The sequence below is a fragment of the Halomonas campaniensis genome (assembly GCF_014193375.1).
Lineage (GTDB): Bacteria > Pseudomonadota > Gammaproteobacteria > Pseudomonadales > Halomonadaceae > Halomonas > Halomonas campaniensis.
The window spans coordinates 133,979-147,303 of the sequence record NZ_JACHZF010000006.1; the positions used below are offsets into that span (position 1 = coordinate 133,979).

The 13,325-nt window shown below is 67.9% G+C and carries 8 protein-coding genes and 1 pseudogene; 6 read left to right on the plus strand and 3 right to left on the minus strand.

Annotation, left to right across the window (positions count from 1 at the left end):
* The first annotated feature begins 55 nt into the window (after positions 1 to 55).
* Both hemN and fnr read left to right on the plus strand, forming a co-directional pair.
* Entirely contained in the window at positions 56 to 1,447 is a 1,392-nt protein-coding gene (hemN, locus tag BDK63_RS05405) for an oxygen-independent coproporphyrinogen III oxidase (protein ID WP_183330339.1), read from the plus strand.
* A gap of 101 nt (positions 1,448 to 1,548) precedes the next feature.
* Positions 1,549 to 2,292 (plus strand): fumarate/nitrate reduction transcriptional regulator Fnr, encoded by a 744-nt coding sequence (gene fnr, locus BDK63_RS05410; RefSeq protein ID WP_183330340.1) that lies wholly within the window; start codon positions 1,549 to 1,551, stop codon positions 2,290 to 2,292.
* Between the two features lie 17 nt (positions 2,293 to 2,309).
* Here the strand turns inward: fnr and ttcA are convergent, their stop codons facing one another.
* The 3 genes from ttcA to BDK63_RS05425 form a co-directional block, all read right to left on the minus strand.
* Positions 2,310 to 3,236 (minus strand): tRNA 2-thiocytidine(32) synthetase TtcA, encoded by a 927-nt coding sequence (gene ttcA, locus BDK63_RS05415; protein ID WP_183330341.1) that lies wholly within the window; start codon positions 3,234 to 3,236, stop codon positions 2,310 to 2,312.
* A 95-nt stretch (positions 3,237 to 3,331) separates the two neighbouring features.
* A complete protein-coding gene (locus tag BDK63_RS05420; RefSeq protein WP_183330342.1) occupies positions 3,332 to 3,958 on the minus strand; it encodes a 3'-5' exonuclease in 627 nt (208 codons plus the stop codon).
* A gap of 55 nt (positions 3,959 to 4,013) precedes the next feature.
* Positions 4,014 to 5,834 (minus strand): putative nucleotidyltransferase substrate binding domain-containing protein, encoded by a 1,821-nt coding sequence (locus tag BDK63_RS05425; protein WP_183330343.1) that lies wholly within the window; start codon positions 5,832 to 5,834, stop codon positions 4,014 to 4,016.
* Between the two features lie 715 nt (positions 5,835 to 6,549).
* Here BDK63_RS05425 and BDK63_RS05430 point away from each other — a divergent pair.
* From BDK63_RS05430 to BDK63_RS05445, 4 genes and pseudogenes are all read left to right on the plus strand, one after another.
* Positions 6,550 to 6,810, plus strand: a complete 261-nt coding sequence (locus BDK63_RS05430; protein WP_183330344.1) for a DUF4212 domain-containing protein — start codon at positions 6,550 to 6,552, stop codon at positions 6,808 to 6,810.
* Positions 6,811 to 6,816: 6 nt separating this feature from the next.
* A complete protein-coding gene (locus BDK63_RS05435) occupies positions 6,817 to 8,613 on the plus strand; it encodes a sodium:solute symporter family protein (protein WP_183330345.1) in 1,797 nt (598 codons plus the stop codon).
* 93 nt (positions 8,614 to 8,706) lie between these two features.
* Entirely contained in the window at positions 8,707 to 9,222 is a 516-nt protein-coding gene (locus BDK63_RS05440) for a hypothetical protein (protein WP_183330346.1), read from the plus strand.
* A gap of 64 nt (positions 9,223 to 9,286) precedes the next feature.
* Positions 9,287 to 13,230: pseudogene (locus BDK63_RS05445) on the plus strand (hybrid sensor histidine kinase/response regulator).
* Positions 13,231 to 13,325: the final 95 nt, after the last annotated feature.

Below are 13,325 nucleotides of genomic sequence, written 5' to 3' on the forward strand. Positions count from 1 at the left end.
ACCCTGCCGCCTCCCCGCTAGCATACAAGGCACATCCACCGCCGGGAGTGCCGCCATGCCCGCCCATGCGAAGACCGCGACTCGCGCCGGGCCATCACGCACCGACCGCGCCCTGTCGCGCCTGTGCCGCCATGACCTCGACGGCCCCCGCTATGTCACCTACCCGCGGGTGGCCTGCTTCGGCGACGGGCTCACGGCGGACGCCTTCGCCGCGGCCCTGGAGCGCAGCAACCACGGCGGACGCCCGCTGTCGCTGGACGTGCAGCTGCCCTTCTGCCGCCAGGCCTGCCGCTTCTGCGCCTGCCACAGCATCGCCTCCCGGGACAACCGCCAGGCCGAGCCCTACCTCTCCCGGCTCGACCGCGAGATGGTGCTGCTGACCCGCCACCTGGCGACCTCGCGGGAGGTCCAGCGGCTGCACTGGGGCGGCGGCGCGCCCACCTTCCTCTCCCTGAACCAGATGGGGGACCTGTTCGACCGCCTGGATGCCCGTTTCGGACTCTCGGGCTCACGCGAGCGCGACTACAGCATCGAGGTCGACCCGCGGGAGGCCGATGTCTTCACCCTCCGCCACCTGCAGGCGCTGGGCTTCAACCGGCTGAGCCTGGGCGTCCAGGAGCTCGACCTGCGGGTGCAGAAGGCGATCAACCGGATCCAGCCCCGGGTGCTCACCGAGTCGCTGGTCGACGAGGCCGACCGCCTGGGGTTCCGCTCGCTGAACCTGGACCTGATCGTCGGCCTGCCCCTGCAGACCCGCGCGAGCTTCGCCGAGACCCTCGACCAGGTGATCGCGATGGCGCCGCCGCGGCTCTCGCTCTATCGCTATTCGCACCTCCCGGAACGCTACCGCCCCCAGCAGCAGATCCGCGCCGAGGACCTGCCGTCACGGCAGACGCAGCTGATGATCCTCCTCGACGCCCGGCAGCGGCTGGAGGCGGACGGCTATGTGGCCATCGGCATGGGCCAGTACGCCCGCCCCGGGGACAGCCTGGCCATCGCCCGGGCCAATGGCACCCTGAGGCGCGACCCGCTGGGCTACACCCCCCACGGCCCGGCGGACCACATCGGCCTGGGCGTGGCCGCCGTCAGCCAGCTGGAGGAGGTGCTGGCCCGCAACCCGGAGCGCCTGGCCGACTACGAGGCCGCCCTGGACGCGGGCCGGCTGCCCACCTCGCGGGGCATCCGCCTGACGGCCGACGATCACCTGAGGGGCGACGCCATCGAGCGGCTGCTGTGCGGGATGGCGCTGGACCTCGAGGCCCTCTCCAGCGCTCACGGCGTCGACGCCGAGGCGAGCCTGGCCGATGCCCTGCAGCGCCTCGAGCCCCTGCGCCGGGACGGGCTGCTCGAACGCCACGGCAGCCGGCTGGTCGCCACCGCCGCCGGCGAGCTGCTGATCCATCGGCTGGCCATGGCCTTCGACGCCTACCCCCCGCCGGACGCCTGACGCGCTGCCGGCCGGGGCAGCTACCTCCTTAGGGGTGGTTTGCCCTGACCGCAGTTTCCTCCATAATGACCGGCATGATCACGATCAAGGAGGAGTCGGCCATGCCGGATACCCTGACCGGCCGGCGGCGTTCCCTGCTGCACGAGACCCGTTGCCAGACCTGCAGCCTGAGTTCGCTGTGCCTGCCGCTGGCGCTCGAGGTGCAGGACATGGACCAGTTCGACGCCATCATCCGCCGGCGTGCGCCGCTGAAGAAGGGCGAGACCCTGTTCCGCCAGGACAGCCCCTTCACCAGCGTCTTCGCGGTCCGTTCGGGCAGCCTCAAGCAGGTGACCACCGAGGGCAGCGGCGAGGACCAGCTCACCAACTTCTACCTGCCCAGCGAGCTGGTGGGGCTCGACGGCATCGACGAGGCGCGCTACCCCGGTACCGTGGTGGCCCTGGAGACCACCACGGTCTGCGAGATCCCCTTCGACCGTCTCGACAGCCTCTCCGAGTCGCTGCCGGAGCTGCGCACCCAGCTCTACCGCAGCATGAGCAAGGAGCTGCGCGACGACCGCCGCATGATGCGGCTGCTATCGCGCAAGACCGCCGACCAGCGGCTGGCCAGCTTCTTCGCCGGCCTCTCCGACCGCTTCCGGCGCCGCGGCTACTCCCCCTACAGCTTCCGCCTCTCCATGTCCCGGGCCGATATCGGCAACTACCTGGGGCTCGCGGTCGAGACGGTCAGCCGTATCCTGGGCCGTTTCCAGAGCCAGGGCCTGGTCGCCGTCTCCGGCCGCGAGGTGCATATCCTCGACCTCGAGGCCCTGACCCAGGTCGCCGAGGAGGAAGGGGCGAAGTAGCGCCGGGCGCTCGGCGCTTATCGCTCGTTCAGAATATCGATGCGGTTGGCCAGCAACTGCTGCTGCTTCTCCTCCAGCCCGGCGAAGTCGAAGAGCTCACGGTCGGCCAGCTGCGACGGCGCCACGTTGGTCACTGCCTTGAACATGCTCTCCAGGCGCCCGGGGTGTTTCTTCTCCCACTCGGCAAGCATCTCCTTGACCACCTGGCGCTGCAGGTTGGGCTGGGAGCCGCACAGGTTGCAGGGGATGATCGGGAATTCCATCAGCCGCGCGTACTCGGCGATGTCCGCCTCCCGGCAGTAGGCCAGCGGCCGGATCAGGATGTTCCTGCCATCGTCGGAGAGCAGCTTGGGGGGCATCGCCTTGAGGCTGCCGCCAAAGAAGAGGTTGAGGAACAGCGTCTCGAGGATGTCCTCGCGATGGTGCCCCAGGGCGACCTTGGTGGCGCCGATCTCCTCGGCGAAGCCATAGAGGGAGCCGCGACGCAGCCGCGAGCAGAGCGCACAGGTGGTCTTGCCCTCGGGCGTCTTCTCCTTGACCACCGAGTAGGTGTCGCGCTCGAGGATGTGGTACTCCACGCCGATCGACGCGAGGTACTCGGGCAGCACGTGCTCGGGGAAGCCGGGCTGCTTCTGGTCGAGGTTGACCGCCACCAGCGAGAAGTCGATCGGCGCATTGCGCTGCAGGCTGCGCAGGATCGACAGCAGGGTGTAGCTGTCCTTGCCCCCCGACAGGCAGACCATCACGCGGTCGCCCTCGTGGATCATCCCGTAGTCGATGATCGCGTTGCCGACCTGACGCCGCAGACGCTTCTGGAGCTTGTTGAACTCGCGCTTGCCGCGGGCATCCAGGGCCTCGAGGGTCGACGGGGCCGGTTCGGCCGGCGAGGCGTCCCGGGAAGGGGAGCCCAAGGTGGGGGGATCGAAGATCACGGCGTCTTGCATGGTCGTAGGCGCTGCCAGAGCGGACGGAAATTGACGGGCGCCCATCCTACCACCGCCGCCGGCACGAGGCGACGCCCTCCCCTCCCGGCCTGGCGTCAGGAGAACAGGCCGGCCGGTTGCGTCGCGCGATCCAGCCTCAGGTACATCAGCGCCGTGGTCACCGCATCGCCCAGCGCCGTATGGCGTCCCATGACCGGCACCCCCAGCAGCTCGGCCACCCGCTCGAAGCGCGGCAGCGCATCGACCTCGGGATGGTGGCGACGCAGCCGGCGGGCGTAGCTCTGGGCCACGTCGATGGTGGCATTGGGCAGGTCGAAGCCGAAGCGCGGCCGAAGCTCGCGGTTGAGGATGGCCAGGTCGAAGTCCAGGCACCACCCCACGATGGGCCGGTTGCCGACGAAGTCGAGCAGGCGGGCCAGGGCGACCTCCATCTGCTCGCCGCCGTCCAGGTCGATGCCGCGCAGGCCATGGATGCGGATCGAGTCGCCGGAGAGGCTGGCGGGGCGCGCCAGGCGCAGGTCCAGGGAGTCGCTGGTCAGTACCCGGTCGCCGCGCACCTTCACCGCTGCAATCGAGACCAGCTCCGCGGTGCGGGTATCCAGCCCGGTGGTCTCGGTGTCGATCACCACCATCTCGTCACCGGTGTAGGGGTGGAACAGCCAGGCGTAGTCACCGTTGGCGTGTCGTCGACGGTCGGCGGCGCGCCGCAGGACCTTGATCATGACGGGGTCTCCTTGAGTCGTTGTCGTTGTCGTTCCTTCGGACGTCGCCTCGGCGTCACGAATACTCCAGATGGAAACGGTGGGAGAGGCGCTGCTTGAAGTCCTTGACGATGTGCAGCGCCTCGCGCAGCAGGTCGCGCTCCAGGGACGAGAGCTCCTGGACCACCACCCGATCGGGCTTGCGGCTCGCCGCCTCGCCGTCCAGCCCCGCCAGCTGCTGCTTGAGGCGCAGCTCGGTGAACAGCGACAGGGCCTCGCCGAGGTCCTCGGCGAAGCTCGCCTCGAGCCTGCCATCCGCCGCCAGGGCATCCAGGCGCTCCAGGGTCGAGGTCGGCCGGATACGCCGTTCCAGCGCCATGGTCCGCACCCCGTGGACGATCGGGAAGATGCCGCCCTTCTTGATGTCGATGCCGTGCTGCGGCTTCTTCAGGGAGCCGAACAGGGTCAGCGGGGTCGAGAAGCGCAGGGCGGTGCGGGCGAAGTAGGAGAGCAGCAGCTCGTCACGGGAGCAGCGTTCGAAGAGCTCCTCGCGCACCCGGTCGAGCAGGGCCGGGTTGCCGGCCACCGCATGGGAGTCGAGCATGATGGCCAGCTTCATCAGGCTGTCGCCATCCCGCTTGCCGGCCCAGCTGGCGATGCGCGCCCGCCATTGGCTCTCGGTGCCCACCCACTCGGGGTTGGAGACCATGATGTTGCCGGGACAGGGCGGGTAGCCGAGCTCGATGAGGGTCTCGGTCAGGCGCTGCATCTGCTCGCCACAGTCGGGCCAGTCCAGGTCGTCGGCGAGGATCAGGCCGTTGTCCTGGTCGGTCTTGAGGATCTGCTCGCCGCGCCCCTCGCTGCCCATCACCATCAGGCAGCTGTCGCGGTGGTAGTGCTCGTCGATCAAGAAGCCCCAGGCCTTGTTCATGATGCGGCCGTTGAGGGCGGCCAGCAGCCCCATGGCGAAGCGCAGCTTGACGCCCTGGGCCATCAGCGCCTTGACCAGCTCCGGGGTGCGGCGGCTGGCCGCCGCCAGCGCCTCGAGGCTGTTGGCCTGCTCGACCTGCAGGCTGACCACGTAGCTGCGGCTGGAGAAGTAGCTGAGCACGTCGGTGAGCTCCACCACCCCGACGGGGCGGCGCTGCTCGATCACCACCACCCGCTCGACCTTGTGGCGGGTCATGATGACCAGCGCCTCGAAGAGGTACTGGCCGGGGGAGACGGTGATCAGCTCGGCGCTGCCGATCCCCGCCAGGGGGCTGTCTCGCCCGCGCTCCTCGAGCACCAGGGCATTGAGCAGGTCGGTCTTGGTCACCATGCCGGGGCCGGACTCGCCCTCCACCAGCAGGCTGTCGGCATGGCGCTCGTTGATGGTGGCCACGGCCTCGCCGATGGTCGTGGCCGCGGGCACCAGCAGCGGCTCCCGCATGCACTCGTCGACCCGGGCCAGCATGAAGCCTGCCATGGTCACCCCACCCTCGGCACGCTGTTCGGTCAGCAGGCGCGCCTTGTGGGTCAGGGTCTGGCGGAAGAACTCGGCGAACGGGGGATAGTCGTCGCACAGCGCCAGGAACAGCGCCTTGGGCAGCAGGTAGCAGAGGCTCTCCTGCTCGGCGCGGAAGCGGTAGCGGCTCTTGCCGTTGAGGATGCTGATGGCGCCGAACAGGTCGCCCCGGGTGTAGTGGCCGATGCGCTGGCGAGCGGCCGGCAGGGTGGTATCCAGCTCGGCGACCTCACCCTTGTGGATGAGGAACACATACTCGCCTGGCTGGCCGGTCTCCAGGATGATCTCGTCGCGATCGAAATAGGCCAGGTCGATGCCGCTGCGCACCCGCTCCCTGCCCTCGTCATCGAGGAAGGTGAACGGCGGTTGGGAGAGATCGACCTCGACCATGTGACTGCCCTCCGTGGGCGGCCGGCGTTGCCTCCCGGCTTTGCACTACCTCGGCTGCCGATGCCGGACGCCTCCGGTCGGGAGCGGGCGGGAAGCGACAGGGGAAGGCAAGGTGCTTCGGGAGCGGCACAGCGGCTGCCGCAGCGTTATTGTTGATGTGTTGAGGCGAAACGTCATTGATCCGACATCACGACCGGCCTTCGGTCGTCTCCTGGCAGGATAGCAACAACGCCTTTCTCCCCAAAAGCTAGACGATCGTCTCCCCCTCCACACCGTTAGACCATGGTCCAACCCGGCCATCACCTAGACGAACGTCCTATGGGCAGCGGCCTATACCATCGTCCTAGTCGGCCTCCACGGGCGTCTGTAATTCGGCAGAAACAATCCCCCTTTCCATTGATTCAAAAGGATTTTAACGAAATCGTCTAAATCGCTTTTCTCTCATGATACGAAAGTCTGGGATTTATTTTCGGCAGTCATTGCCCACTATTCACCGTGCATCATGCAGGGCAATCGCACGACAACAATGCTATCCGATGGCCGGCCGGCAGCGGCATGACACTGGCCCTCCGGCCACGATGACTCTCCCTCGCCGGGGAGCATCGCCCGACAGGTACCGGCGGCTGCCGTCACTGTCGACGTGCGATTGCCCTGCTGGGCCACCTCAACCGACCGCGCAAGTTCCCTATCTCAAGAACAAGTGGAGAACACGACAATGGCAGAAGAGAAAATCGACTCCGCCGACTACTGGAAGGCGAACGTCCGCCTGATAACGGGCTGTCTGATCGTCTGGGCCTTCGTCTCGTACGGATGCGCCATCCTGTTCCGGCCGCTGCTGTCCGGCATTCCGGTCGGGGGCACCGACCTGGGCTTCTGGTTCGCCCAGCAGGGCTCCATCCTGACCTTCATCGGCCTGATCTTCTTCTACGCCTGGAAGATGAACAAGCTGGATCAGAAATTCGGTCTGGGGGAGTAAGCCAGCATGAGTCAATTTGCCATCAACCTGCTGTTCGTGGGCGCCTCCTTTGCGCTCTACATCGGCATCGCGATCTGGGCCCGAGCGGGCTCGACCAAGGACTTCTACGTGGCCGGTGGCGGCGTCCACCCGGTGACCAACGGCATGGCCACCGCCGCCGACTGGATGTCCGCGGCCTCCTTCATCTCCATGGCGGGCCTGCTCGCCTCCGGGGGCTATGCCAACTCCACCTTCCTGATGGGCTGGACCGGCGGCTACGTGATCCTGGCCATGCTGCTGGCCCCCTACCTGCGCAAGTTCGGCAAGTTCACGGTGCCCGACTTCATCGGTGACCGCTTCTACAGCAAGGCGGCACGCCTGGTGGCCGTCATCTGCCTGATCGTGGCCTCCGTGACCTACGTCATCGGCCAGATGACCGGCGCCGGCGTGGCCTTCTCGCGCTTCCTCGAGGTCTCCAACACCTGGGGCATCTGGATCGCGGCCTTCATCGTCTTCCTCTATGCGGTATTCGGCGGCATGAAGGGCATCACCTACACCCAGGTGGCCCAGTACATCGTGCTGATCATCGCCTACACCATCCCGGCGGTGTTCATCGCCATGCAGCTGACCGGCAACCCGATCCCGATGTTCGGCATGTTCAGCACCCACTCCGAGTCCGGCCTGCCGCTGCTGGCCAAGCTCGACGAGGTGGTCAGTGCCCTGGGCTTCCGGGACTACACCGCCGACGTGGACAACAAGCTCAACATGGTGCTGTTCACCCTGTCGCTGATGGTCGGTACCGCGGGCCTGCCCCACGTCATCATCCGCTTCTTCACCGTGCCGAAGGTGGCCGACGCACGCTGGTCCGCCGGCTGGGCCCTGGTGTTCATCGCCCTGCTCTACCTGACCGCACCGGCCGTGGGCTCCATGGCACGCCTCAACCTGATGACCACCGTCTATCCGGAGATGTCCGGCCAGGTCGAGGACTACGAGGCGGCTGCGGGTGAAGCGATCCTCTACGAGGAGCGGCCTGACTGGGTGCGCACCTGGGAGGAGACCGGCCTGATCACCTTCAACGATCTCAACAACGACGGCCGCATCCAGTTCTACAACGATGCCAACCCGGACTTCGCCGAGGTAGCCGAGGCACGCGGCTGGGAAGGCAGCGAGCTCTCCGTCAACAACGACATCCTGGTACTGGCCAACCCCGAGATCGCCAACCTGCCGGGCTGGGTCATCGGCCTGATCGCCGCCGGCGGCATCGCGGCTGCCCTCTCTACCGCGGCGGGCCTGCTGCTGGCCATCTCCTCGGCCATCAGCCACGACCTGATCAAGACCATGATCAACCCCAACATCACCGAGAAGGGAGAGATGCTGGCGGCGCGGATCTCCATGGCGGGCGCCATCCTGCTGGCCACCTACCTGGGCCTCAACCCGCCGGGCTTCGCCGCCCAGACGGTGGCCCTGGCCTTCGGTATCGCCGGCGCCTCGCTGTTCCCGGCGCTGATGATGGGGATCTTCTCCAAGCGGGTGAACAACAAGGGCGCCGTCGCCGGCATGCTGACCGGTCTGATCGCCACCCTGCTCTACATCTTCACCTACCTGGGCTGGTTCTTCGTGCCGGGCACCAACATGCTGCCCAACACCCCGGACAACTGGATCCTGGGCATCTCCCCGCTGTCGTTCGGTGCGGTGGGCGCGATCTTCAACTTCACGGTCGCCTTCGCCGTCTCCAGCATGACCGAGGAGCCCCCGCAGGAGATCCAGGACCTGGTGGAGAGCGTCCGCTATCCCAAGGGTGCTGGCACTGCCGTCGACCACTGAGCCATAATGGCCCCTGGCCCGGCATGCCGGGCCAGTCAACCCTTACCGATCGGGCTTCCCCAGGGAAGCCCGATTGCTTTCAGGAACAGACCTATGATTTGGCACTTGATCGCGGCGATCTTCGCCGGCCTCGGCGCCGCCGGCATCGGCATGCTGCTGCGCTTGTTGAGCGGCAAGCGGCTGCCCCGCTGGATCGTCCCGGTATTCGGCGGCCTGGGCATGCTCGGCTACCAGATCAACGTCGAGTACTCCTGGTACGAGCACAAGCGCCAGCTGCTGCCCGACACCGCCCAGGTGGTGCAGGTCGAGCACGACGCCATGTTCTGGCGCCCCTGGACCTACCTCTTTCCCATGGCCACCGCCTTCAGCGTGGTCGACGAGCAGAGCATGGCGGTCCAGGAGCAGGACGGCGAACGGCGCGTCGAGTTCCTGCTCTACCACTTCGAGAAGCAGGTCCAGGACCGGGTCACCCACCAGGCCTGGCTGATGAACTGCACCACCCGCGAGACCCTGCCGCTGGAGGGCGAGGCGCGCCGCCCGCGCACCGAAGACATCCGTCGGCTGGCCGAGGACGCCCCGCTCTACCTGGCGGTCTGCGGTCAGGCGTGAGCGCCCCGCTGCCCAGCATCGGCGCATTGCCCTAGAATAGGCGCACACCGAGGGGAGAGAGCGCATGTTCGCAGGCTGGCTGCTGGTTGCCATATCGCTGATCTACATCGCCGTGCTGTTCGCCATCGCCTGGCGCGGCGACCGCCACGCCCGCCAGCACGGGGCCAGCCGACGACGCCCGATCATCTACAGCCTGGCGCTGGCCATCTACTGCACCTCCTGGACCTTCTACGGCGCGGTGGGCCAGGCCGCCACCGGCGGCTGGTCCTTCGCCAGCATCTATGTCGGCCCGATCCTCACCTTCCTGCTGTTCTGGCCGGTGCTGGCCAAGATGATCCGGGTGGCCAAGCACCAGAACGTCACCTCCATCGCCGACTTCATCGCCTCGCGCTACGGCAAGGCCCAGTCCCTGGCGGCCTTCGCCAGCCTGGTGGCGCTGATCGGCACCCTCCCCTACATCGCCCTGCAGCTGAAGGCGGTGGCCACCTCCTTCAGCGTGCTGACCGCCGCCGGGGACCCCACCCATACCCCGCTGTTCGCCGACACCGCCTTCTACGTGGCGGTGGTGATGGCGGCCTTCGCGATCCTCTTCGGCACCCGCCATACCGACGCCACGGAACACCACGAGGGGCTGATCCACGCCGTGGCCTTCGAGTCGCTGGTCAAGCTGGTCGCCTTCCTGGTGCTCGGGGCCTATGTCACCTGGGGCATGTTCGATGGCCTGGGCGAGCTCTTCGCCCAGGCGGAGGTGCAGCTGGAGCTGCAGCGCCAGCTGGCCCAGCAGGACTTCGGCCAGAGCTTCTGGGCCCAGACCCTGCTGGCGATGCTGGCGATCCTCTGCCTGCCGCGCCAGTTCCACGTGGCGGTGGTGGAGAACACCCATCGCGACGACGCCGCCAAGGCGCGCTGGCTGTTCCCGCTCTACCTGGCGGCCTTCGCCTTCTTCGTGCTGCCGCTGGCCGCCGCCGGCCTGACGCTGTTCGCCGGCAGCGGCATCGAGCCGGACACCTACGTGCTGGCGCTGCCCATGGCGGCGGGCAACGAGTGGCTGACCCTGCTCACCTTCATCGGCGGCTTCTCGGCGGCCACCGGCATGGTGATCGTCGCCGCGGTAGCGGTGTCGATCATGATCTCCAACGAGATCGTCATCCCGGCGCTGTTCCGCCTGCGCTGGTTCGACACCAAGGCCCGGGACTACGGCCGCCTGGTGCTGCGCGCGCGGCGGATCACCATCGCCGCGGTGCTGGCCATGGCCTACGGCTTCTACCAGCTGATCGGCGAGTTCACCTCGCTGGCCTCCATCGGCATGCTCTCCTTCGCCGCCGCCGCCCAGTTCGCCCCCGCGCTGATCGGCGGACTCTACTGGAAGCGTGGCAACCGCCTGGGGGTGATCGTCGGCATGAACGCCGGCTTCGCCATCTGGGCCTACAGCCTGCTGATGCCGGCGATGATCTCCGCCGGCGTGCTGCCCGGCCACTGGCTCGACGGCGGCCCGCTGGGGCTGGCCTGGCTGGCGCCCACCTCGCTGTTCGGCCTCAACGTCGGCGACAGCTTCACCCACGGCGTGATGCTCTCGCTGGGGGTGAACCTGTTCTGCTACATCTTCGTCTCCCAGGTCACCTCCCAGCGGGTGGTGGAGCGCATCCAGGCCTCGCTGTTCGTCGACAGCGTCGAGACCCGCCAGACCTCGGTGAACCGCCCCTGGACCGGCGCGACCACGGTGGGCGACCTCAAGGTGCTGTGCGAGCGCTTCCTGGGGGCGAGCCAGGTGAGCCGCGCCTTCGACGACTACGCCAGGCGCAGCGGCACGCCGCTGGAGGATGGCACCCGCGCCTCCATCGACGTGATCCAGTTCACCGAGCGCTTCCTCGCCTCGGTGCTGGGCGCCTCCTCGGCGCGCATCGTGGTCAACTCGGCGCTGCAGGGCCGCGGCATCGGCATCTCCGACGTGATCTCCATCGTCGACGAGGCCTCCCAGGTGCTGGAGTTCAACCGCGCCCTGCTGCAGGCCACCATCGAGAACATCAACCAGGGCATCAGCGTGGTCGACCAGAACCTGCGCCTGGTGGTGTGGAACCAGCGCTACCTGGAGCTGTTCCGCTTCCCCGACCACCTGATCCGGGTCGGCGCGCCGGTCGACCGCATCTTCCGCTACAACGCCCACAACGGCGAGTACGGCCCCGGCGACCCCGAGGAACATGTGCGCCTGCTGCTCGACAACATCCGCGAGGGCCAGCCCCACCGCTACGTGCGCTACCGCCAGGACGGCAGCGTGCTGGAGGTGCAGGGCAACCCCATGCCCGGTGGCGGCTTCGTCTACACCTACCAGGACATCACCCAGCAGAAGCGGATCGAGGAGGCGCTGATCCGCTCCGAGAACAACATCCGCATCTACACCGACAACGTGCCGGCGCTGATCGCCTACTTCGACAAGGAGTGCCGCTACCTCTTCACCAACCGCGCCTACGAGCAGGCCTTCGGCATCGACCGCAACGCGGTGATCGGCAAGCGGGTGGAGGACGTCGTCTCGCCGCAGATGGCCGAGGAGCGCCAGCCGTGGATCGAGCGGGCGCTGGCCGGCGAGCGGGTCAGCTTCGAGGTCTCGCTGAAGCTGCCCGAGGGGCGGCGCTACATGCTGGTGACCTACACCCCCACTTCGGCGACAGCGGGGCGATCCTCGGCTTCTTCGCCCTCTACCAGGACATCACCGAGCGGCGCCTGGCGGAGATCGCCCTCAAGGAGACCAACGAGACCCTGGAGGAGCGCGTCCGCGAGCGCACCCAGGCGCTCTCCGAGGCCAACGCCGCCCTGCGCCAGGAGAACCGCGTTCGCGCCGAGGCCGAGCAGGCGCTGCGCCAGGCCAAGCAGCTGGCCGAGGACGCCAACGCCTCCAAGACCCGCTTCCTGGCCGCCGCCAGCCACGACCTGCTGCAGCCGCTCAACGCCGCCCGGCTGTTCACCTCGGCGCTCTCCCAGGAGATGGAGGCCGCCGACATGAAGCGCACCATCGGCCATATCGACAACTCGCTGCAGGCCGCCGAGGAGCTGCTGGGCACCCTGCTCGATATCTCGAAGCTGGACGCCGGCGCCCTGACCCCGCGTCGCAGCCACTTCGCCCTGGCGGACATCATCACGCCGCTGCGGGCCGAGTTCGAGGTGATGGCCGAGGACCGCGGGCTCGACCTGGAGGTCGTCCCCACCCGCGCCTGGGTCGACAGCGACGCCCAGATGCTGCGGCGGATCATCCAGAACTTCCTGTCGAACGCCATCCGCTACACCCAGGAGGGCCGCGTGCTGCTGGGCTGCCGCCGCCAGGGCGACCGGCTGGCCATCCAGGTGTGGGACTCGGGCCCCGGCATCCCCGAGTCCAAGCAGGCGGAGATCTTCCAGGAGTTCCGCCGTCTCGACCAGGCGTCGCGCCACAAGGAGAGCGAGAAGGGGCTGGGGCTGGGCCTGTCCATCGCCGACCGCATGAGTCGCGTGCTCGACCACCCCATCCAGGTCCGCTCCCGGGAGGGCTTCGGCACCATGTTCTCGGTCAGCGTGCCGATGGTCGAGGCGCGCAGCGAGGCCCAGCAGGCCGAGGAGGCCGCCTCGCCGCGGCGCACCGGCAACAAGCTCGCCGGCATCCGCGTGCTGTGCATCGACAACGAGACGCTGATCCTCGAGGGCATGAAGGCGATGCTGTCGGGCTGGGGCTGCGAGGTCTTCACCGCCACCACCATCGGCGGCGCCAAGTCGGTGCTGCGCCACTTGGACGGCGACCCCGACGCGATCCTGGCCGACTACCATCTCGACAACGAGGTCACCGGCCTGATGGCCCTGGAGGCCCTCTCCGAGCGGCTCCAGGGCGCGGTACCCGGCATCGTGATCACCGCCGACCGCACCGAGGAGGTGGCCGAGGAGATCAAGCGCGCCGGCTACCAGCTGCTGCTCAAGCCGGTGCGCCCCGCCGCCCTGCGCGCCCTGCTGACCCGCACCCTGCAGGCCAGCCGCGCGGCGCAGTAGCAGCTGCCAAGCTGCCAAGCTGCCAAGCTGCCAAGCTGCCAAGGAAGGAAAACATCGAAGCCTGAAGCAAGAAACCCACCTGACGGTGGGTTTCT